At 62.4% G+C, this 21809-nt stretch carries 15 protein-coding genes, 2 tRNA genes and 2 pseudogenes; 13 read left to right on the forward strand and 6 right to left on the reverse strand.

What is annotated here, in order from left to right:
• Window positions 1-13: 13 nt before the first annotated feature.
• Window positions 14-910: an N-formylglutamate amidohydrolase gene (locus tag AC0L37_RS01930; protein ID WP_269370137.1), complete on the reverse strand. Its 897-nt coding sequence runs from the start codon at window positions 908-910 to the stop codon at window positions 14-16.
• Between the two features lie 192 nt (window positions 911-1102).
• On the opposite strand from AC0L37_RS01930, the gene cpdR reads away from it, so the two are divergent.
• From cpdR to AC0L37_RS01945, 3 genes are all read left to right on the forward strand, one after another.
• A complete protein-coding gene (gene cpdR, locus AC0L37_RS01935; protein ID WP_269370139.1) occupies window positions 1103-1462 on the forward strand; it encodes a cell cycle two-component system response regulator CpdR in 360 nt (119 codons plus the stop codon).
• Window positions 1463-1571: 109 nt separating this feature from the next.
• Window positions 1572-1646: transfer RNA gene (locus AC0L37_RS01940), tRNA-Val, on the forward strand.
• A 29-nt stretch (window positions 1647-1675) separates the two neighbouring features.
• Window positions 1676-1750: transfer RNA gene (locus AC0L37_RS01945), tRNA-Val, on the forward strand.
• A gap of 162 nt (window positions 1751-1912) precedes the next feature.
• On the opposite strand, the gene AC0L37_RS01950 is transcribed toward AC0L37_RS01945, so the two are convergent.
• Window positions 1913-2527 carry a pyridoxamine 5'-phosphate oxidase family protein gene (locus tag AC0L37_RS01950; protein WP_282222143.1) on the reverse strand — a complete coding sequence of 205 codons (615 nt, stop codon included), beginning with the start codon at window positions 2525-2527 and terminating at the stop codon, window positions 1913-1915.
• A gap of 106 nt (window positions 2528-2633) precedes the next feature.
• Here AC0L37_RS01950 and msrB point away from each other — a divergent pair, with 106 nt between their 5' ends.
• A complete protein-coding gene (gene msrB / locus AC0L37_RS01955; RefSeq protein ID WP_212656806.1) occupies window positions 2634-3038 on the forward strand; it encodes a peptide-methionine (R)-S-oxide reductase MsrB in 405 nt (134 codons plus the stop codon).
• Between the two features lie 152 nt (window positions 3039-3190).
• On the opposite strand, the pseudogene hrpB reads toward msrB, so the two are convergent.
• Window positions 3191-5646: pseudogene (gene hrpB / locus AC0L37_RS01960) on the reverse strand (ATP-dependent helicase HrpB).
• Between the two features lie 60 nt (window positions 5647-5706).
• On the opposite strand from hrpB, the gene AC0L37_RS01965 reads away from it, so the two are divergent.
• Entirely contained in the window at window positions 5707-6570 is an 864-nt protein-coding gene (locus AC0L37_RS01965; protein ID WP_282222142.1) for an aldose 1-epimerase family protein, read from the forward strand.
• Here AC0L37_RS01965 and AC0L37_RS01970 read toward each other — a convergent pair.
• Window positions 6571-8081, reverse strand: a pseudogene (locus AC0L37_RS01970) (helicase HerA domain-containing protein). It abuts the gene before it with no gap.
• 264 nt (window positions 8082-8345) lie between these two features.
• Between AC0L37_RS01970 and AC0L37_RS01975 the strand changes: the two are divergent.
• From AC0L37_RS01975 to AC0L37_RS02010, 8 genes are all read left to right on the forward strand, one after another.
• Window positions 8346-9950 (forward strand): ABC-F family ATP-binding cassette domain-containing protein, encoded by a 1605-nt coding sequence (locus tag AC0L37_RS01975; RefSeq protein WP_473315297.1) that lies wholly within the window; start codon window positions 8346-8348, stop codon window positions 9948-9950.
• A 112-nt stretch (window positions 9951-10062) separates the two neighbouring features.
• On the forward strand, window positions 10063-11364 hold the full coding sequence (locus AC0L37_RS01980) for a Gfo/Idh/MocA family protein (RefSeq protein WP_282222141.1): 1302 nt from the start codon (window positions 10063-10065) through the stop codon (window positions 11362-11364).
• Window positions 11365-11472: 108 nt separating this feature from the next.
• On the forward strand, window positions 11473-12147 hold the full coding sequence (locus tag AC0L37_RS01985; RefSeq protein ID WP_212656812.1) for a GntR family transcriptional regulator: 675 nt from the start codon (window positions 11473-11475) through the stop codon (window positions 12145-12147).
• A 194-nt stretch (window positions 12148-12341) separates the two neighbouring features.
• Window positions 12342-13316 carry an aldo/keto reductase gene (locus AC0L37_RS01990; protein ID WP_212656813.1) on the forward strand — a complete coding sequence of 325 codons (975 nt, stop codon included), beginning with the start codon at window positions 12342-12344 and terminating at the stop codon, window positions 13314-13316.
• Between the two features lie 192 nt (window positions 13317-13508).
• Entirely contained in the window at window positions 13509-16418 is a 2910-nt protein-coding gene (locus tag AC0L37_RS01995; protein ID WP_282222140.1) for an insulinase family protein, read from the forward strand.
• Window positions 16419-16621: 203 nt separating this feature from the next.
• A complete protein-coding gene (locus AC0L37_RS02000) occupies window positions 16622-17626 on the forward strand; it encodes a ligase-associated DNA damage response exonuclease (protein ID WP_282222139.1) in 1005 nt (334 codons plus the stop codon).
• The gene (locus AC0L37_RS02005) at window positions 17623-19197 is read left to right on the forward strand and encodes a cisplatin damage response ATP-dependent DNA ligase (protein WP_282222138.1); all 1575 of its coding nucleotides are present in this window, start codon (window positions 17623-17625) and stop codon (window positions 19195-19197) included. Before AC0L37_RS02000 ends, AC0L37_RS02005 begins: the two co-directional genes overlap by 4 nt.
• A 9-nt stretch (window positions 19198-19206) precedes the next feature.
• Window positions 19207-19467 (forward strand): UvrB/UvrC motif-containing protein, encoded by a 261-nt coding sequence (locus AC0L37_RS02010; RefSeq protein WP_473314055.1) that lies wholly within the window; start codon window positions 19207-19209, stop codon window positions 19465-19467.
• 22 nt (window positions 19468-19489) lie between these two features.
• Here the strand turns inward: AC0L37_RS02010 and AC0L37_RS02015 are convergent, their stop codons facing one another.
• Together AC0L37_RS02015 and AC0L37_RS02020 are read right to left on the reverse strand one after the other, a co-directional pair.
• Entirely contained in the window at window positions 19490-19882 is a 393-nt protein-coding gene (locus tag AC0L37_RS02015; protein WP_212656818.1) for a MerR family DNA-binding protein, read from the reverse strand.
• Window positions 19879-21597 (reverse strand): long-chain-fatty-acid--CoA ligase, encoded by a 1719-nt coding sequence (locus AC0L37_RS02020; protein WP_282222136.1) that lies wholly within the window; start codon window positions 21595-21597, stop codon window positions 19879-19881. Before AC0L37_RS02020 ends, AC0L37_RS02015 begins: the two co-directional genes overlap by 4 nt.
• Window positions 21598-21809: the final 212 nt, after the last annotated feature.

Here is a 21809-nt window from a genome sequence, read left to right on the forward strand (position 1 = left end):
GGATAGGTCCTGCTTACTCGGCAGCGGCCTTTTCGGGAAGGGCCTGATTGCCGACCAGCGAGACTAGGTCCAGCCCGATCAGGGCAAAGATCAGCCGCTCCATGACGCCGCGAATGGCATCAAAGCCGTCATTTTTGGTCAGGGTCACCTCGTTCATATAGAGGTGGCGGCTGATTTCGATCTGCAGGGCGTGCACGCCATGCTGGGGGCGACCATAGGTGCGGGTGGCGAAGCCGCCGGCATAGGGGCGGTTGCGCGCGACACGCAGGCCAGCGCCGGTGAAGATGGTTTCGACCAGATCGACCAGACCGGGCGCACAGGTGGTGCCATAGCGATCGCCCAGCACGATATCGGGCGCGGCCTTTTCGTTGGAGCGCGAAATGCGCGGCATGGAATGGCAATCGATCAGCAGGGCGACCCCATAGGCATTCATGGCTTCGCTGAGCAGGCGCTGCAGGGCGGCGTGATAGGGGTGATAAATACCCTCAATGCGCATGCGGGCATCATCCAGGGTGAGCCGCTCGCGATAGATGGGTTTGTTCTCGGCTACCACGCGGGCCAACGTGCCCAGACCGGCGGCGACGCGTGGCGAGGTCGTGTTGAAGCGATCCGAAAGCGGCTCGACGAACATGGTGGGGTCAAGTTCCCAGGGCTCGCGATTGACGTCGAGATAGGCGCGCGGAAAATGGGCGCGCAGCAGCGGGGCGCCAACATGGGGCGCACGGGCGAACAGCTCATCGACCCAGGCATCCTCGGATTGCCGGATGGAAAGATGATCAAGCCGGGTCATGGCCAGAAAGCGTTCGGGATAGACGCGACCGGAATGGGGCGAATTGAACACGAGCGGCGCGAGCAACCGGCGGGGCCGGATGGTCTCAAATGCCGGCTGATCCCAATAGTCGGACCGCACACTGCCTCCTCGCGCTGAGGCCGTTTCCGGCCAATCGTTGATTTTGGCCCCCAGTTTCGCCGTTTGTGACAGAATTGTCCACATTCTCGCAATTTTGCTACCCAGAATCGGGTTGCGTTTGCAGAACGGCAAACTTGCCTTAAACATCGCAGCCTAGAGTGCGACTCAAGCCCAGACGGCCGGAGAAATTTGATGAAGCGAATTCTGCTTGCAGAAGACGATAACGATATGCGCCAGTTCCTGACGCGCGCCCTCAAGAATGCAGGCTATGAGGTGGTGTCGTTTGATAATGGCCTCTCCGCCTATGAGCGCCTGCGCGAGGAACCCTTTTCGCTGCTGCTCAGCGATATCGTGATGCCGGAAATGGACGGTATCGAGCTGGCGCGGCGCGCTACCGAGCTCGATCCTGATCTCAAGGTGATGTTCATCACCGGCTTTGCAGCGGTTGCGCTGAACCCCGATAGCGAGGCTCCGAAGGACGCTTCGGTACTCAGCAAACCGTTCCATCTCAAGGACCTCGTCAACGAGGTTGAGCGTCTGCTGGCCGCCTGAGATAAAAGACTATCAGATTTGTGCGGATTGCCCTCTTGACCCCCCATCGGGTTTTATGGTCTATCCGCGCCACTGGCAGGGCCTAGCGGCGCTGCCTTCCCGGAGAGATGGGCGTATAGCTCAGCGGGAGAGCACCTCGTTGACATCGAGGGGGTCACAAGTTCGATCCTTGTTACGCCCACCATCTCTCTGACAGACTTCGCCAATGGCGACGGGAGTATAGCTCAGCGGGAGAGCATTCGCTTCACACGCGAAGGGTCACAAGTTCAATCCTTGTTACTCCCACCATTTGCCTTCGATCCCGGTGAAGGCGGTCTGCAAATCCCAAATTTCAGCGCTTCCAGTGCTCACGTGCAGAATGCACGCTGCGCGCTGGTTCTCGACATTCAGAATTTTCGACTCACCTTGACCGGTTCGAAGCCAAATGGTGCCTGACGAACCGATGGTGGTTCACCACATGGTCTGTTTGGCGCGTTCGGGCCAGGCTTGGTCGTAGGCGTCGCCGCCGACCTGACTGTCGGTCATGCCAGCGAGGATTTCGCCGGGGGTGGGCAGGCTGGATGGGTCGAGGTGTTTTTGCGGGTTCCACAGCTCGGCGCGGATGATGGCGCGGGCGCACTGGAAATAGAGTTCGTCGATTTCCATCACGATCACCGAGCGCGGCGGTTTGCCCTCCACGGCAAAGCTTTCCAGCAGGTCGGGATCGATGCTGATGCGGGCGCGGCCATTGGCGCGGAAGGTGGTGCCGGAGCCGGGCAGCAGGAACAGAAAGGCGCAGCGCTCATCGCGCACGATATTGCGCAGCGAATCGATGCGGTTATTGCCGCGCCGGTCGGGCATCATCAGCGTGGTGTCATCGTGGACGCGCACAAAGCCGGGCTGGTCGCCGCGCGGCGAGCAGTCAATGCCCTCTGGCCCGATGGTGGCGAGCGCGGCAAAGGGGCTGGCTTCGATCAGACGGCGATAATGCGGCGTCATGGTGTGCGCCACTTTGGTGGTGGAGGCCGCAGCGGGCGCCGGGGTATAGAGCGCCTCAAGCTGGGCGAGGGAAGACACATAGGACATGGAGAGCCTGTGGTTTCAGCCCGAAGTGATGGAGCGGGCACTAGGTGCGACAGCTAACTGATCTTATATTGCCAACCAATGACAAGGCGACAAAAGGAGTAAAGCCATGGATGCCCATGCTTTCAAGGTAACCCGCACCGACGCGGAATGGCGGGCCAAGCTGACGCCAGAGCAATATCAGGTGATGCGCCAGCACGGCACCGAGCGGCCGGGAAGCTGCGCGCTGCTGCACGAAACCCGACAGGGCACATTTGTCTGTGCGGGCTGCGATACGCCGCTGTTTGAGGCGACACTGAAATTCGAGAGCGGCACAGGCTGGCCCAGCTTTAATGATCCGCTGCCCGGCTCGGTTGAAACGTCCTCTGACACCAGCCACGGCATGACCCGCACGGAATGCCATTGCGCTACCTGTGGCAGCCATCTGGGGCATGTGTTCCCCGACGGTCCACCGCCAACCGGGCTGCGCTATTGCATCAATGGCGTGGCGTTGGAGTTTGAACCGGCTGAATGATTGAGGGCCCCGGGGTGATCCGGGGCTTTTTTGTTTGGGCATCCCCACCTAGCCTCCCCCTGATAGGGGAAAGGACCTAGCGGTGGGCGTGGCGTGAATTTGCCAAATACTCAATCTGTTCATCTCCCTTCAGGGGGAGATAGGTGGGGGCTTTACGTCCCGCGGGGTTTTGCCCTTGCGGTGGGGCGGGCCTTGGCGGGGTCGTCGGGCCAGGGGTGGCGGGGATATCGGCCCTTGAGCTCTCTGGCGACGTCGGCCCAGGAGCCGGTCCAGAAGCCCGGAAGATCGCGCGTGGTCTGGATCGGGCGATGGGCGGGCGAGAGCAGGATCAACAGCAAACGAATGCGGCCATTGGCGATGGTAGGGTGGCGGGTGAGACCGAACAGCTCCTGCACGCGGATTTCGATCGCCGGGCCACCTTCGACCGCGTAGTCGATGGGGACACCATTGCCGGTGGGGGCGGTGAAATGGCTGGGCAGCAGTGCCTCGATATCCTGACGGCGCGCATAGGGCAGGAGCAGGTCGAGCGCGGTGCGCAGGTGTTCGCCGGTGATCTCTGAGAGCTTGGTCAGACCAAACAGCGCTGGCGTGAGCCAGTCGTCGACCGAAGAACCAAGGGCCTGGGCGGACAGATCGGGCCATTCGTCGCCCAATGTGGTGTGCAGGAAGGTGGCGCGGGCGCGCCAGGCGGCCTGATCGCGGCTCCAGGGTAGCAGATCAAGGCCACGACGGGCGGCGGCTTGTGCCAAAAGCCCCGCGGCCGCCTCGGGATCGTCCACCGGTGCGGGTTCGTCGGCCAGTTTGAGGGCATCGAGCTGGCGGGTGCGGCGGGCGCGGACGCTGGCCGATGAAGCGTCATAGGTCAGGCTGGTGGTGGCGGTGATGCGGTGGGCAAAGAGATCTTCAATCTCGTCGCGAGCGAGCGGTGCTGCGGCGCGGATGCGGCCGGTGGCGGCGGCTCCTGTGACGTCGGTGACCACAAGGAAGGGCTGGCCGGCAAGGGCGTCGGTTTGATCGAGGCTGGCCTGACGCCCATTGGCAAGACGGAACCGCCCGCGGGCGCCAGCGGCCTGGGCAACGCGGTCGGGGAAGGCGCGGGCGAGGTGGTAGCCTGCGGAAAGATTGCCGCCCGTGCCGCCGCCGGCCAGACGGGCCCAGCGCTGGGCAAGGGATCTTGCATCGGCGGCGCGCTTGCCGGTTTCGCGGCGGAAGCGGTCAAGGCGGTGGGTGAGATCGGTGCCATCACCCCCCAGACCGCGCTCGCTGGTCAAGACGGCGAGCTGGGCGGCGGTGAGCGCATCGTCTTCGGCGGCTGCGGCAACGACCATATGGGCGAGGCGTGGGTGCAGCGGCAGGGCCGCGAGCGCCTTGCCATCGGGTGTCAGGTGGCCCCCGGCATCAAGCGCGTCGAGGCGCTTCAGCAGGGCCGTCGCCTCGGTCCAGGCCGGGGCGGGCGGGGGATCAAGGAAAGGCAGGCTTGCCGGATCGCTGACGCCCCAATTGGCGAGGTCGAGCACCAGACTGGCGAGATCGGCCGCCAGGATTTCGGGGTGTCGAAGGGGGCCAGAGCAGCGGTCTGGCCCTCGTTCCACAGGCGAATGCAGATGCCGGGGGCGGTGCGGCCGGCGCGACCACGGCGCTGATCGGCGCCGGCGCGGGAAACGCGGCGGGTGTCGAGGGTGGTCAGCCCTGTGCCGGGTTCATAAACGGGCACGCGGCGAAAACCGGAATCGATGACGATGCGCACGCCATCAATGGTCAGTGAGGTTTCGGCAATCGAGGTGGCCAGCACGATCTTGCGGCGACCGGGTTCGGCAGGGCGGATGGCGCGATCCTGCTCGGCGGGCGTGAGCTGGCCAAAAAGCGGGGCAATATCGGTATTGGCGGGGACGCGGCCGGTCAGGCGTTCGGCGACGCGGGTGATTTCGCCCTGACCGGGCAGAAAGACCAGCGCCGAACCCTCATGGTCGCGCAGGGCAGCCAGGACAGCGTCGGTGACCTGATCCTCAAGGCGCTTGAGCGGGTCGGGTTCAGCATGGATCGTCTGTACCGGAAAGGTTCGGCCCAGGCTCTCGATGACCGGGGCATCACCAAGCAGGCTGGCGACGCGGGCACCATCAATGGTTGCAGACATCACCAGCACGCGCAGATCGGGGCGCAGGGCGGCGGCATCCAGCGTCAGGGCCAGACCCAGATCGCCATCGAGGCTGCGCTCGTGGAATTCATCGAAGATGACGGCAGCGATGCCGGTCAGTTCGGGATCGTCGAGCAGCATGCGGGTAAAGACACCTTCGGTGACGATTTCGATCCGGGTTTTTGCCGAAACGCGGGTGTCCATGCGCACGCGATAACCGATGGTCTGGCCGATGTCTTCGCCGAGCAGGCGTGCCATCTGTCCGGCAGCGGCGCGGGCGGCCAGACGGCGAGGCTCAAGCATGATGATGCGGCGATCGCCGCGCCAGGGGGCGTCGAGCAGCGCGATGGGGACGCGGGTGGTCTTGCCAGCGCCGGGCGGGGCAACCAGAACCGCATAAGGCCCGGCAGCCAGTGCGGCGTTCAGGCCGGGCAGGGCATCATCAATTGGCAGTGACGGCATGGCGCTGGGCATTGCCGGTTCATGGCGGATCAGCGAGATTAGGGCAAGGGTATCAATGGGGAGAGTACACGGATGGATCTATCGCGGATCGGCAATGAGCAGGTAAGCGTGGTGGTCTCGCCACTGGGCGCCGAGATGCAGTCGATCGAGACCAGCGATGGCCAATCCTGGTTGTGGGATGGCGATGCGGCATTCTGGGGCGGTCGCTCACCAGTTCTGTTTCCCATGGTCGGCAAGGCTCCCGATGATCACATCAGTGTGGACGGCCAGCGCTATCCCATGGGGCAGCACGGCTTTGCGCGGCGCAGCGACTTCACACTGGTGGCGAGCGACGCGGTGTCGTGCCGGCATGAGTTGAAAGCGAGCCAGTCGAGCCGGACGGTCTATCCGTTTGATTTCGTATTGAGCGTGGCGCATCGGGTCGAGGGACGCGCCGTGGTGGTGACGGCCCAGGTGCACAATAGTGGTGACCGGCCCATGCCTTACGGGATCGGTTTCCACCCCGCCTTTGTGTGGCCGCTGCCCGGTTGCGACGGGCAGGTCCATAGCGTGGTGCTGGACAATGGCGCCGAACCCAAAATGGTGCGGTTGAGCGGTGGGCTGGTGAAACCGGCGGCGCTGCCCTCGCCCTTTGCGCAAGGCCATCTGCGGCTTGAAAGCGCGCTGTTCGACAGCGATGCGATGGTGTTTCCCGCGGGAGCTGGCGCGGGGCTGCGCTATGGCGCAGGGGACAAGGCGATCCACTTCACATGGGAAAACCTGCCCAATTTCGCACTGTGGTCCAAGCCGGGCGCGTCATTTGTGTGTCTGGAGCCCTGGCATGGCACGGCGGCCGAAGTGGGCGGTTCGGACGCGCTGGATGAGCGGCCCTATGTCGAGGTGCTGGGGCCGGGAGCGACGGGGCGGTATGGGTTCAGGGCGGAGATGATCGGCTAGCTATTCGGCGGCGCCGCGCTCGTCGATCATGGTGTCGGGACCATTGGGGTCGCCGGCGGCGGTTTCGGCGTTGAGGTCGGGGAAGGCCACGATGCGGTTGTTGCGGAAGTCGAGCCGCACAACAAGCAGGCCGCGTTCTTCAAACCAGGTCAGCAGGCGCCGGGCGCGGCTGGATGAGTGGGTGCCGTAGAGCCGGGCCAGGGTGGCATCGGAGGGGCAAGGCGCGCCGCTCAGAGCCGCCTGGGCCATGACCAGGAAAACGCCCTGCACATCGTCGGTCAGGGTTTCGGACATGGCCAGTGCCTGCTGCCAGCCATCGGAACTGGCGGTTTCGCTGTCGGGGGCGACGCGGGCCACGGCCAGCTTGCGCTTGAAGGCGGGCAGGGCGGGGGCTCGCCGGGCACGCGGCGAATGCGGCAGCGCACCAGAAAATCCTGATAGAGCACAGCCACGGTGCGGAAGCTGGCATCGGGGTCGCCCAGCAGTTCGGCCATGATGGCATCGATCTGGCTGTCGCGCTCGGCTTCATCGATCTCGGGGAACAGCGATTGCGGCTCGGTTTCAGCCTCGGGCCGGGGGCGCGAGAGCTGGGCGAGCAATTCGTTGGTTGATGGCGGCGGCGGTGGTGGCGGGCGGCGCACGACCGGGCGGGCGATCTCATCGGCAGAGGCGGTGAAGATCAGATCGGCGGCATCGAGCGGGGCTTCGGGCAAGGGAGTCAGCTTGGGGCTGGTGGAACGCGCCTGGGTTTCGACATCGCCAATGGTGACGGGCAGGGGGCGGCGCGAAATGGCGGGGCCCAGAGCCACGAAGCGGCCACGAGCCAGATCGCGGAACTGTTCGGCCTGACGCTTTTCCATGCCCAGCAGATCGGCGGCGCGGGCCATATCGATATCGAGGAAGGTGCGGCCCATCAGGAAGTTGGAGGCTTCGGCGGCCACGTTCTTGGCCAGTTTGGCAAGACGCTGGGTGGCGATGACGCCGGCCAGGCCGCGCTTGCGGCCACGGCACATCAGATTGGTCATGGCAGCCAGCGAGAGCTTACGGGCCTCGTCGCTGACCTCGCCGCCTGCAGCGGGGGCGAAGAGCTGGGCTTCGTCGACCACCACAAGCACGGGGTACCAGAAATCGCGATCGGCATCGAACATGCCGCCCAGAAAGGCCGCGGCAGCGCGCATCTGCTGCTCGACATCGAGGCCCTCAAGATTGAGGACGACCGATACGCGGTGCTGGCGCACACGGGCGGCAATCCGGGTGAGCTCGGATTCGGTGCGGGTGGCGTCGACGACCAGATGGCCGAATTTTTCCGAAAGGGTGGTGAAGTCGCCCTCGGGATCGACAATGCATTGCTGCACCCATGGGGCGGACTGTTCGAGCAGGCGGCGCAACAGATGCGACTTGCCCGAGCCCGAATTGCCCTGCACCAGAAGACGGGTAGCCAGCAATTCTTCGAGATCGAGCGTAGCGGGCACATTGCCGCTGCCCATACCCATGTCGATTGCTACCTTCATCAAGTCTCCGGATTGCTGGTCGCACCCGATTGTGTCGGGGACCACGCCTTGGGCAAAAATACTGACACTGCGTTAGCACATACCGGCCCCGATCTCGGGCGAGGGTGCGCCGATCAAACCACAGCTTTGGGTTTTGCGCGCTCTGGCAGCCAATGCATGCTTGCGCCAGCGCGCCACGAGTGCTTAACGACAGCCAATCGACGGTCGCACCATCGCGTGGCCGCCAGCGCAGGTTAGTTTATTTCATGATCTCGTCTCGAGAGCATTGGCAAGCAAAACGGCAAGCAGATTGTCTTTATCGAGGCGTCGGCGGCGCTGCAGAAGGGCGAAAAGATCGGGCTGGTCGGCCCCAATGGTGCAGGCAAGACGACGCTGTTCCGCATGATCACCGGCGAAGAGCAGCCCGATGAAGGCCAGGTCTCGGTCGATCGCGGCATCCAGATTGGTTATTTCAGCCAGGATGTCGGCGAGATGGCGGGCCGCAGCGTAGTGGCCGAAACCATGAATGGTGCGGGTCCGGTCAGCGAGCTGATGGCCGAGATGCGGGTGCTCGAAGCCGATATGGGCGATCCGGACAAGGCCGACGACATGGACGCCATCATTGAGCGCTATGGCGAGGTACAGGCACGTTTTGAGGAGCTTGATGGCTATTCGTTGGATGGCCGGGCGCGCGAAGTGCTGGACGGGCTGGGCTTTTCCCAGGAGATGATGGATGGCGATGTTGGCGCGCTGTCGGGCGGCTGGAAGATGCGCGTGGCGCTGGCCCGCATCCTGCTGATGCGGCCTGATGCGCTGCTGCTGGACGAACCAAGCAACCATCTGGATCTGGAAAGCCTGATCTGGCTCGAGGCGTTCCTGAAGAATTATTCGGGCGCATTGCTGATGACCAGCCATGACCGTGAGTTCATGAACCGTATCGTCAACAAGATCGTGGAGATCGATGCGGGGAATTTGACGACCTATACGGGCGACTACGAGTTCTATCAGCAGCAGCGTGCGATTGCCGACAAGAACCAGCAGGCGCAGTTCGAGCGGCAGCAGGCCATGCTAGCCAAGGAAATTGCCTTTATCGACCGGTTCAAGGCACGTGCCAGTCATGCGGCGCAGGTGCAGAGCCGGGTCAAGAAGCTCGACAAGATCGACAAGGTGGAGCCCCCCAAGCGGCGCCATACCGTGGCGTTTGAATTCCGCCCGGCGCCACGTTCGGGCGACGATGTGGTGGTGATCAAAAATGTCGACAAGGCCTATGGCAGCCGTACTATTTACGACGGGCTGGACTTCCATGTGCGGCGCCGCGAGCGCTGGTGCATCATGGGCGTGAATGGCGCGGGCAAGTCGACGCTGCTCAAGCTGGTGGCCGGGGATTCCAAGCCCGACAATGGCACGGTCAATGTCGGGGCGAGCGTAAAGATGGGCTATTTTGCCCAGCACGCCATGGATGTGCTCGATGGCGATCGCACGGTGTTCCAGAGCCTTGAAGACGCCTTCCCGCAGGCCGGACAGGGGCCATTGCGGGCGCTGGCAGGCGCCTTCGGGTTTTCGGGAGATGAGATGGACAAGAAGTGCCGCGTGCTGTCGGGCGGCGAGAAGGCGCGGCTGGTGATGGCGCTGATGCTGTTTGATCCGCCAAATTTCCTGGTGCTGGACGAGCCGACCAACCATCTGGATATCGCGACCAAGGAAATGCTGATCAACGCGCTGCGCCAGTTCGAGGGCACCATGCTGTTTGTCAGCCATGATCGCCACTTCCTGGCCGAGCTGTCCAATCGGGTGCTGGAACTGACGCCCGAGGGTGTGCACACCTATGGCGGCGGCTATAGCGAATATGTGCAGAGTACCGGTCAGGAAGCGCCCGGATTGCGCAGTTAAGCAGCAGGGATCGTGATTTGGCGATATCGCGGATTGACACTCGCAGTCATATGATCAATCTTGTATGGAAGATGTAACTGGCCCGTTCGGCCCTCTATCCCAGCAGCAAGACATGACCAAAAAATTCGCCATCGTCGGCACCGGCGGACGTCACCAGATGTTCCGCGATGCGGTTGCCATTACCCATGCAGAGAGCGCCGATCTGGTAGCGCTTTGCGATGTGAATCAGAGCCGTCTGGCCCTGTCGGCCCACAAGGTGCCTGACAAGACCGGCAACGGCATTGCCACCTATCTGGCTGAAGATTTCGACACCATGCTCACCGAGCAGGACCCTGATACGGTGATCGTCACTACGCCGGATTACCTGCATGACGAGTACATTGTGCGGGCGCTCGAAGCCGGTCGCAATGTGATGACCGAAAAGCCGATGACGATCGATGTGGCCAAGCTCAAGCGCATTCTGGATGCGCAAAAGGCCAGCGGCAAATCGGTGACGGTGACCTTCAACTATCGCTATTCACCGGCGCGTACGCAGCTCAAGGATATTCTGCAGAGCGGCACGATCGGCGAGATCACGGCAGTGGATTTCCGCTGGTATCTCGACCGGGTGCATGGCGCCGACTATTTCCGTCGCTGGCACCGTTACAAGGACAAATCCGGCGGGCTGCTGGTGCACAAGTCAACGCACCATTTCGATCTGCTCAACTGGTGGGTCGCTTCAACGCCCAAGAGCGTGTCGGCTACCGGCAAGCGGGATTTCTATACGCCGGAAATGGCGATCAAGCTGGGCCTGGAAGGCCATGGCGAGCGTTGCCACACCTGCCCTGTGGCCCAAAAATGCGAGTTCCGCATGGACCTTGAGGCCGATGAGGCGCTCAAGGAGCTTTATCTCGATACCGAGGGTGATGACGGCTATTGGCGCGACAAATGCGTGTTTGCCGAGGACATCACCATCGAGGACACCATGCAGGTGCAGGCTCAATACGCTTCGGGTGCCTCACTGAACTATACGCTGGTGGCCTATTCCCCCTGGGAAGGGCTGGAGGTAAAATTCCACGGTACCAAGGGTGAACTGACCCACAAGCACATCGAAGTGCACGGCGTGTTCGCCGGCGGCAATCGCGACAGGGAAGAACGCGACAACGTCACAACCGAGCTGCATCTGGCGGGCCAGCTGCCGCAGAAGATCGACGTCTGGGAAGGCGCGGGCAGCCATGGTGGCGCCGATCCGATCATGCTGGGCTATCTGTTTGATCCGGCCAATATGGAAGCGGACAAATATGGCCGCGCATCGGACCAGGTGTCGGGTGCCTGGTCGATCCTGACCGGTATTGCGGCCAATCAGTCGATCGCCAAGAATGGCGAGCGGGTGTTTGTCGACGAGATGCTGGCTGCGGCCGGAATTGTGCTGTAACGGCTGATCCGGGGGCTCGGAGCCCCCAGAAATCTGTGGAAGGCACGCAATCGGGGGCGCATTCCCCCGATTATCCGGCCCATGGTCGGAGCGGGGGAATTTAACAAGGTGTCGACCCAGGTGCTTGAAGTAACCGAGGAGACCATGGCAATGCGCGTCGTTGGCGCATTGCGTGACGAAATCGTCAGCATGGCGCTCAAGCCGGGCGATGTTATTTCCGAGAGCGACATTGCGGGCCGCTACGGTGTGTCCCGCCAGCCCGTGCGCGAGGCGTTCATCCGGCTGGCGCAGCAGGGTCTGCTGCTGATCCGCCCCAAGCGGGCCACAGTGGTCAAGAAAATCTCCCCCGAAGGCGTGCGGCAATCGCGCTTTATCCGCGAATCCATCGAAGTGGAGATCGTGCGGCGTCTGGCGGCCCACCCGGGCGAGGCCGCGGCGGTGCTCAAGGCGCTGATCGCAGATCAGGAAACGGCCTCGGCGGCCAATGACAGTCGCGGCTTTCACACGCTGGACGAATTGTTCCACCGCACCATGGCGCGGTTGGCGGGCGTGGAATATGCGTGGCAGCTGATCGATGATCACAAGATGCAGCTCGATCGGGTGCGCTATCTGACACTGGGGGCGTCGTCCTCACGGGTTGCGATTGACGAGCACCTCAAGATTGCCAAGGCCGTGGCCGAAGGCGACATTGCGGGCGCTGAAGCGGCAATGCGGGCGCATCTGGCGCGCGCTGAAGTGCTGCTCAGCCAGACCATTGGCGATCATCCCGATTATTTCGAATAGGATGACGCATCCGGGTTGACCGGGGCAGCCCCTGCGGGTCAGGCTTTGTCATCGAGCTCCATGCGCGCTGCCCTAATCTGGCCAGCTGCGGATCGGTTGGCCATCCAGAACATTATCAAGCAGTGATGGGTGCACAGCGCCTGTCGGGCGCGCAGCGAATGCGCTCGCGCGAGAACCACAAAGGACAGCACGGCATGAAAACGCGGCGTTTGGGCAAGACGGGTTTTGAGGTTTCGGAAATCGGGCTGGGCTGCTGGCAGCTGGGCGGCGATTTCGGACCGGTGGGTGACGAGACGGCTACAGCTATTCTCGATGCCGCCAATCAGGCTGGTGTGACCTTCTGGGACACTGCTGACGTCTATGGCGGTGGCATGAGCGAAAGCCGGATCGGCGGCCATGCCAAGGGCGCCGGTGTGCATGTAGCGACCAAGCTGGGGCGTGGCGGTGGGTTGTTCCCCGACAATTATTCGAAGGAAGGCATTCGCAAGAGCCTTGAGGGGTCCGCCGAGCGGCTGGGTGTCTCTTCGCTGGATCTGGCGCAGTTGCACTGCGTGCCGCTTGGCGTGCTGCAGGATGGCGCGATTTTTGGCTGGATGGATGAGCTCAAGGCCGAAGGGCTGATCAAGCATTGGGGCGCCAGTGTCGAGACCATTGAAGAAGGGCTGATCTGCCTGGAACAGCCCGGCCTCGCCACACTGCAGATCATCTTCAACCTGTTCCGCCAGGATGCGGCCGAAGTGCTGCTGCCCAAGGCGGCAGAGAAGGATGTCGGCATTATCGTGCGACTGCCGTTGGCCAGCGGGCTGCTGAGCGGCAAGTTCAGCAAGGACACACAGTTCGAAGCCAGCGATCACCGTAATTATAACGCCAATGGCGATGCGTTTTCGGTGGGCGAGACCTTTGCCGGCATCCCGTTTCAACGCGGTGTGGAGCTGGTCAATGAGCTCAAGGGTTACGCGCCGGGCGGCATGGAGATGAGCCAGTTCGCACTGCGCTGGATTCTGGACCATCCCGAGGTCTCGACCATCATTGCCGGGGTGAGCAAGCCCGAGCAGCTGGCCGACAATGTCGCCGCCAGTGAACTGCGCAGCCTGTTCCCGGCGCTGATGGGCCAGCTCAAGAGCTGGTATGAGGAAAGCGTCAAGCCGGAGATCCGGGGCGGCGTTTGAGCCCGACCTTACGGTTCGGCCCTCGCGACAAGCAAAGTGCCCTCGGGTCAATCCCGAGGGTGACGCGCGGTGGGCATGAGACGCACGTGAGTGCCGAGCGCGATCCTTGTTTGGAGGCGTGACGCCCCCTAGCGGATCGGGCTGGGGGTGCCTACGTTGTCATCAACAAAGAAAAACCTGCCGAGTAGTGTCATGTCCTATCACGAAGCCTTCGAACTGATCCGCGACGAACATATCGCGGAGGCCAATTCGCAGGCGCAGCTGTTCCGCCACAAAAAGACCGGGGCCGAGGTGCTCAGCCTAGTCAATGACGATGAGAACAAGGTGTTTGGCATCACTTTCAAGACGCCGCCGACGGATTCTACCGGCATCGCCCATATTCTGGAGCACTCAGTGCTGTGTGGCAGCCGGAAATATCCGGTCAAGAAGCCGTTCGTGGAGCTGATCAAGGGCTCGCTGAACACGTTTCTGAACGCCATGACGTTTCCGGACAAGACGGCCTATCCAGTGGCCAGCCAGAACCTGAAGGACTTCTACAATCTGGTGGACGTCTATTTGGATGCGGTGTTCTTTCCGCTGCTGACCGAAGAGACCTTCCTGCAGGAAGGCTGGCATTACGAGCTGGAAGATGTCGACGCACCGCTGGTCTATAAGGGCGTAGTGTTCAACGAGATGAAGGGCGTGTTCTCGTCGCCCGATGCGGTGATGCGCGATCTTTCGCAGCGCTCGCTTTATCCCGATGTGACCTATGGCAAAAGCTCGGGCGGGGACCCCAAGGCAATCCCCGAGCTGACGTTCGAGCAGTTCAAGAATTTCCACCAGACCTATTATCACCCGTCCAATACCCGCGCGTTCTTTTCGGGTGATGATGATGCCGGTGAGCGGCTGGCGATTCTGGATGCCTATTTCAGCCAGTTCGAGCGGGCGCCGGTTGATGCGGAGGTCAAGCTGCAGCCGCGGTTCAACGCGCCGCGCCAGATCGAGGCCACCTATGCCGGCACCAAGGACGATGCCAAGGCGCGCGATGGCATGGTTTCAGTCAACTGGATGATCGACCCGGCGGCGGACCGTACCGAAGCGCTCAGCCATGGCATGCTGAGCTATCTGCTGGCGGGCAATTCGGCCGCCCCGCTGCGCAAGGCGCTCAATGAGAGCGGGCTGGGCGAAGGCATGACGGGCGGCGGTATCGGCGGCGGTCTGCGTCAGCCCATGGCCAGCTTTGGCATGAAGGGCATTGACCCGGCCGATGCGGGCAAGGTCGAAGCGCTGATCCTGAAAACGCTCGAAGAGATCGCCGACACCGGGTTCGCGCCCGAGCAGCTGGAAGCGGCGGCCAACACGTTCGAGTTTTCGCTGCGCGAGAACAATACCGGGTCCTATCCACGCGGTATGATGTACATGTTCAACGCGCTGGGGACCTGGCTGCATGAGGGCGATCCGATTGCGCCGCTGGCCTTTGAAGAGGCGCTGAGCGCGCTCAAGGCCAAGGCGAGGCAGGGCTTTTTCGCCAAGGAAATCCGCCGACTGTTTCTGGACAATATGCACCGCACCACGGTGAGCCTGCAGGCCGACCCCGATCAGGGCGCGCGCGAGGCGGCCAAGGAAGCCTCGATTCTGGCCGATGTGCGCAAGGGATTTGATGCCAAGGCGCTGGAAGACACCAAGGCCGAAACCGAACGGCTCAAGGCATTGCAGGAAGAGGTGGATGATCCCGCGCTATTGGCGCAGATCCCGACGCTGACGCTGGCTGATCTGCCGCGGCAGACACGGACGGTGCCGATCGATATCGGCACGCTGGCGGATACCAGGCTGTTCTACCACGACCTGCCGACACTGGGGATCGTCTATCTCGATATGGGGTTCGATCTGCATGTGCTGGACAAGGAACTGCTGCCCTATCTGCCGCTGTTTGGCCGGGCGCTGCTGCAGACCGGCACCAGCAAGGAGGACTTTGTCAGCCTGACCCAGCGCATTGGTCGCTCGACCGGTGGCGTGGCCCAGCACCGTGGGTTGTCATCGCGACAGGGCGATGCTGGCAGTGCTGCCTGGTTCTTCCTGTCTGGCAAGGCTGTGCCGGACAAGATCGACGAGATGCTGGCGATCATGGGCGATGTGCTGCTTGATGCACGACTGGATAATCGCGAGCGCTTCAAGCAGATGGCGCTCGAGGAAAAGGCGGGCTTTGAAGCGCGCATGATCCCGGCGGGCAATTCGATTGTCGATACGCGGCTGAAGTCGAGCCTTACCGAGGCGAGCTGGATTTCCGAGCAGATGGGTGGCGTGAGCTATCTGATGTTTCTGCGCGAACTGGTGGCGCGGATCGAGAGCGATTGGGACAGCGTGGAGAGCGCGCTCAAGCGTATGCGCGATACGTTGTTCAACCGGGGGCGCATGGTGGTCAATGTGACCGCTGATAGTGCGCTGTGGGGCCGGGCCAAGGGCGAGATCGAGGGTTTCCTTGGGACGCTGCCGGACGCCAAACATGAGTTTGCCGACTGGAGTGTGGATTTTGCGCCCAAGTCCGAAGGGCTGATCATCCCGGTCCAGGTCAATTATGTCGGCAAGGGCGCCAATCTCAAGGCGCTGGGGTTTGAGCTGACGGGGGCGTCCAGCGTGGCGCTGAAGTTTCTCAACACCACTTATATGTGGGACAAAATCCGCGTGCAGGGCGGCGCCTATGGCGGCTCGGCGCGGTTCGACCTGACCTCGGGCAATTTCAGCTTTCTGAGCTATCGCGATCCCAATCTGCTCAAGACGCTGGACGCCTATGATGGGGCGGCCAAGGCGCTACACGCGGCGATTGGCGCCAATGATCTGACACGCTCGATTATCGGGGTGATCGGCGATGTGGATGGCTATGAATTCCCCGACGCCAAGGGCTATTCCTCGATGTGGCGGCAATTGACCGGGACCACGGACGACCTGCGGCAGCAGCGCCGTGACGAAATCCTGTCGACGAGCGCAGCTGACTTCAAGGCGATGGCCGAGGCGGTGGACGCTGTGCGCCAGCATGGCCATGTGGTTGTGCTGGGTGGTGAGGCCGCTATCAGCAAGGCCAATGAAACGCGCGCGGGGCTGCTGGATGTGACCAAGGTGATGTAGCCAAATTGGCGGGAGTTGCGCCGGGACCAGAGGCCCCCACCCGAGCCCTGCGGGGGCACCCTCCCCACTAGGGGGAGGGAAGGGTGCCCGGTCGGTGGTGCGCGAGGCGCACCGCAAGCGGGTGCCAATGCTGACATGGTCTGGCGATGCTTGCCCTAATATGTCGTGAACCAGTTCCGATCGCGGCACGTTAAGGTGGGGACATGGCAATCCAGATCCTCGACCGGCACCTGCATATCAAGGCGATAGACGCCTATATAGACCCCAGCGTGCCGCGTGAGCGGGCGATCATTACCCATGGCCATGCGGACCATGCGCGCAGCGGGCATGGCTCGGTGCTGGCGACGCCAGACACGATTGCCATCATGAAGACGCGCTATGGCGAGGACTGCGCACGGCGGTTTGAACCGCTGGATTTCGGCGTGCCGCTGAACGTCGATGATGTGACGATCAGGCTGTTCCCGGCCGGGCATATTCTGGGCTCGGCGCAGGTGCTGGTGGAGCAGGCCGGGCAGCGCGTGGTGGTGACGGGCGATTACAAGCGGCTGGCCGAGCGCACGGCGCAACCCTATGAACTGGTCAAGTGCGATCTGCTGGTGACCGAGGCGACGTTTGGCCTGCCGGTGTTTCAGCATCCGCCGCCGCAGACCGAGATCGCGCGACTGCTCAAATCGGTGCGGGATAATCCTGAGCGCAGTCATCTGGTCGGCAGCTACGCGCTGGGCAAGGCGCAGCGGGTGATCGCGCTGCTGCGCGACGCGGGTTATGACGCGCCAATCTATCTGCATGGCGCCATGCTCAAGCTGTGTGCGCTTTATGAAGAGCTGGGCGTGCCGCTGGGCGATCTGCGCCCGGCGCTGGATGTGCCCAAGGCGGAACTGGCGGGGCAGATCGTGATCGCGCCGCCTTCAGCAATTCGCGACCGCTGGAGTCGGCGGTTTCCCGATCCGGTGGTGTGTCAGGCCTCGGGCTGGATGAGTGTGAAACAGCGGGGGCGGCAGGCGCTGGTGGAATTGCCGCTGGTGATTTCGGACCATTGTGACTGGGGCGAACTGCAGCAGACGGTACGCGAAACCGAGGCCGAGACCGTGTGGGTGACGCATGGGCGCGAGGATGCGCTGGTCTATTGGTGTCAAAGCCAGGGCCTGAACGCCGAGCCCCTGCACCTGCAGGGCTTTGAGGATGAGGGCGGGGAGGACGCGGCATGAAGCGGTTTGCCCAATTGCTCGAACTACTCGCCCTGACCTCCTCGCGCACCCGCAAGCTGGCGGCGCTGACCCAGTATTTTGCCGAGACGCCGGACCCGGACCGTGGCTATGCGCTGGCAGTGCTGACGGGTGCATTGAACTTCGCCAATGTGAAGCCTGCCCTGCTCAAGGAAACCGTGCTGGCCGAGGTGGACCCGACGCTGTTTGCCATGAGCTATGACTATGTCGGTGATCTGGGTGAGACTATCGCGTTGATCTGGCCGCATCACGGGGGCGCGGGTGATTTGCCATCGCTGACCGCGCTGATCGAGATGTTCAACACTACCGCCAAGCGCGACCTGCCCAAGATGATTGGCGGGCTGCTGACGCAGGCGGAAATCAATGAGCGCTGGGCGCTGGTGAAGCTGGCGACAGGCGGTTTGCGGGTGGGCGTTTCGGCGCGGCTGGCCAAGACCGCACTGGCGGAAATGAGCGGGGTGGACCTGCAGGCGATTGAAGAAGTCTGGCACGGGCTCAAGGTCCCCTATGGGCCGCTATTTGAGTGGCTTGAGGGTAAGACCGGGCGCCCGGAAATTGATCAGGCAGCGCGGTTTCATCCGCTCATGCTGAGCAATCCGATTGACGAGGAAAAGGATCTGGTCAAGTTCGCGCCTGCCGATTTTGCCGCCGAGTGGAAATGGGACGGCATTCGGGTGCAACTGGTGATGGGCGAAAGCGTGTCGCTGTTTTCGCGTACCGGCGACGACATTGCCGGGGCGTTTCCCGATATTGTCGAGAATGCCCAGGGGCGCGCCGTGCTGGATGGTGAATTGCTGGTAGGCAAGGATTTCGAACCCGGCTCGTTCAATGATTTGCAGCAGCGGCTGAACAAGAAGGTCGCCAGCGCCAAGCACCTCAAGGACAGCCCGGCCTTCATCCGGGTCTATGACATGCTGTTTGATGGCGAAGAGGATGTGCGGGCCTTGCCCTGGAGCGCGCGGCGAGCGCGGCTGGAGGCGTGGTTTGCAGCCAATCCCCAGACGCGGCTGGACCTGTCGGCCGTGCTGCCGTTTGCCGATTGGGATGATCTGGCGCAGCAACGGCGACAGGGTGCCGATGAGCATGGCCATGAAGGGGTGATGATCAAGCTGCGGCAGGCGCCATATGTCCCCGGACGGCCCAAGGGGCACTGGTACAAATGGAAGCGCGATCCCAATATTGTCGACGCGGTGCTGATGTATGCCCAGCGCGGGCATGGGCGGCGCAGTTCGTTCTATTCCGACTACACATTCGGGGTCTGGAAGGGCAATGAGATCGTGCCGATCGGCAAGGCTTATTTCGGTTTTACCGATGAGGAACTCAAGCTGCTCGATAAATGGATCCGCGCCAATACGCTGGCCTCATACGGGCCGGTAAGGGAGGTGAAAAAGGAGCTGGTGTTCGAAGTGGCGTTCGACAGCGCGCAGGAGAGTGCGCGGCACAAGTCGGGCGTGGCGCTGCGGTTTCCGCGCATTAGCCGGATCCGCTGGGACAAGCCGGCAGGTGAAGCAGCGACGCTGGCGGATATGGCCGTGTTTGTGGCGGCAAGTTAGGAGATTTTGATGTCATCTCGATCAATTCACGAGCGCCTGGTGGCGCTGAACAAGCAGATGGCAGACGCCGCCGCGGCGATGGATTTTGAGACCGCCACAGCGCTGCGCAACGAGATTGCCCGGATCAAGGGCGCCGCGCCGCTGCAGCAAGGCGATCCGGACAGCGTCACGGTTGGTCAGCCCCCGCCGGGATCGATGGGGCTGGGCACGCAGGTGCCGGTGCGTCAGCCGCCCAAGGGCTGGGTGAAACCTAAAAACCCGATTCGATGACGCGGAATGTAAAGGGGAAGCGCTAGCCTGCCTTGGCAGGGCGCTCGTCAACGAGCCGTCTGATTTCGCGCAGCTCGTTGATGGTGGTTTCCAGGTCGTCGCGCTGACGTTCCAGCGAGGCGAGGCGTTCATCGACCTTGTCGATCAGCAGGTGAACCTGCTGGCTGCGATTGGCATCGTAGAGGCTGAGATAATCCGAGATATCGCGCAGGGAAAAGCCCAGCCGTTTGCCCCGCAGGATCAGGATGAGCCGGGCGCGGTCACGGCGGCGAAAAATGCGCGTAGCGCCGACGCGTTCGGGCGACAGCAGGCCCTTGGCCTCGTAGAAGCGGATAGCCCGGGTGGAGATGCCAAATTCCTTGGCCAGATCGGCAATGGCGAACAGGTCGCGATTATCAGTCTCGGGGCGGTTCACGATGAAGCCTTTGACTGCTGATATTCCTCACGCAGTTCCTTCTTGGACAGCTTGCCGATCAGGGTCTTGGGCAAGGCATCCTTGAAGATGATTTCGCGCGGCATTTCGATCTTGCTGACGCGATCTGAAATGAAATTCTTGAGCTGGGCCTCGGTAACGGCCTTGCCATCGCGCAGCTTGACGTAGGCGATGGGGGCTTCGCCGCGATATTCGTCAGGCACGCCGATCACGTTGGTTTCCTCGACAGCCTCGTGGTTCATCAGCGCTTCCTCGATGGTGCGCGGATAGACATTGAAGCCCGAGCAGATGATCAGATCCTTGATGCGATCGACCAGGAACACATAGCCCTCATCATCCATGTGGCCGACATCGCCAGTGCGCAGCCAGCCATCCATGAAGGCCTGCTCGGTGGCTTCAGGTTCGTTGTGATAGGCCACCATGACCTGGGCGCCCTTGACCTGGAGTTCGCCATCTTCGCCGATGCCGACGGGCTGGTTGGATTCAAGATTGACGAAGCGAATGTCGGTGCCCGGCAGCGGCATGCCGATGGACATGGGTTTGCTCGCAACACGGAGGGCGGCACAGCAAACCACCGGGCTGGCTTCAGTCAGGCCATAGCCCTCGGCAAGTACGGCCTTGGACTTCCTGGCAAAGGCGCTGCGCACTTCATTGGGCAGGGCGGCGCCACCGGAAATGGCGACTTCCAGGCTCGCCAGCTTTTCGGCGGTAGCGCTATCAGCGCGGGCAATGGCGCTGAGCAGGGTGGGCACGGCGGGCAACACATTGGCGCGGGTGCGTTCGAACAGGTTGAGCAGCGCCTTGAGCTCGAAACGGGGCAGCATGACCACCTGGGTGCCATTGCACAGCGGCACGTTCATGCAGACCGTCATGGCGAAGATGTGGAAGAATGGCAGCACAGCCACGACCTTGGAGGGCGGGTAGAACAAGCCACAGCCCCATTTGTCGATCTGGCTCATATTGGCCGCGATATTGGCGTGGGTGAGCTGGGCGCCCTTGGGCAGGCCCGTGGTGCCGCCGGTATATTGCTGGACAGCGATATCGTTGTGGGCGTCGATAACCACAGGGGTCGGCGGCTCGCCGCGCTCGACCATGGTGTGGAAATGACTGATGCGGTCGGCGATGGGCGAGGACTTGACCTTGGCCAGATCCTTGCGCTTGACCACCGAGAACAGCACTTTTTTGACCAGCGGGAGGGCGTCGGGGAAGTGGCAGACCACCAGAGATTTGACGTGGCCAGCTTGCACCAGCTTTTCGGCCTTCTCGAAAATCTGCTGCAGATCGAGTGTCACCATGACGTCGGCGCCGGCGCTTTCGGTGATGTGGCTGAGTTCGTGCACGGTGTAGAGCGGGTTGCAGTTGACCACGGTGCCGCCGGCTCGCAGCACGGCATAATAGGCGATGGGGTAAAATGGCGTGTTGGGCAGCATCAGCGCGACGCGGCTACCCTTTTTGACGCCGAACTGGCGCTGCAGGGCGCCGGCAAAGGCGATGATCTTTTTCGCCAGATCACCGAAGGAGGTGGTGCCACCCAGAAAGTCCAGGGCGGTGGCGGAGGGATTGCGGGCACAGGCCGCCAGAACCTGCTCGTGCACCGGGCGGGTGTCGAGTTCGGCGTCCCAGACGATGCCTTCAGGATAGCTGGCAATCCAGGGACGCAAATGGGTGGCGGTGTTTTTCGGTGCCTTGGGTGCCATGTTTCCTCCGGTTGCCGATAATCGGCGTGGGCTTGATGCCCTTTGTGACGAATATTTCACGGCTTTACGTTAGCGTCAAACGACTGTCCGAACTTTTAGACAGGGCCTGCGTTGGCGTATTCGGCAGGCAGGCGTAGGGGCGACGTATTGGACGCTTGGTTGACGTATACGTAAACCTTGCTAAACTGGCCTCAACAACAGGACCGCCGCGC

It is taken from the genome of Devosia sp. J2-20, from assembly GCF_055808475.1.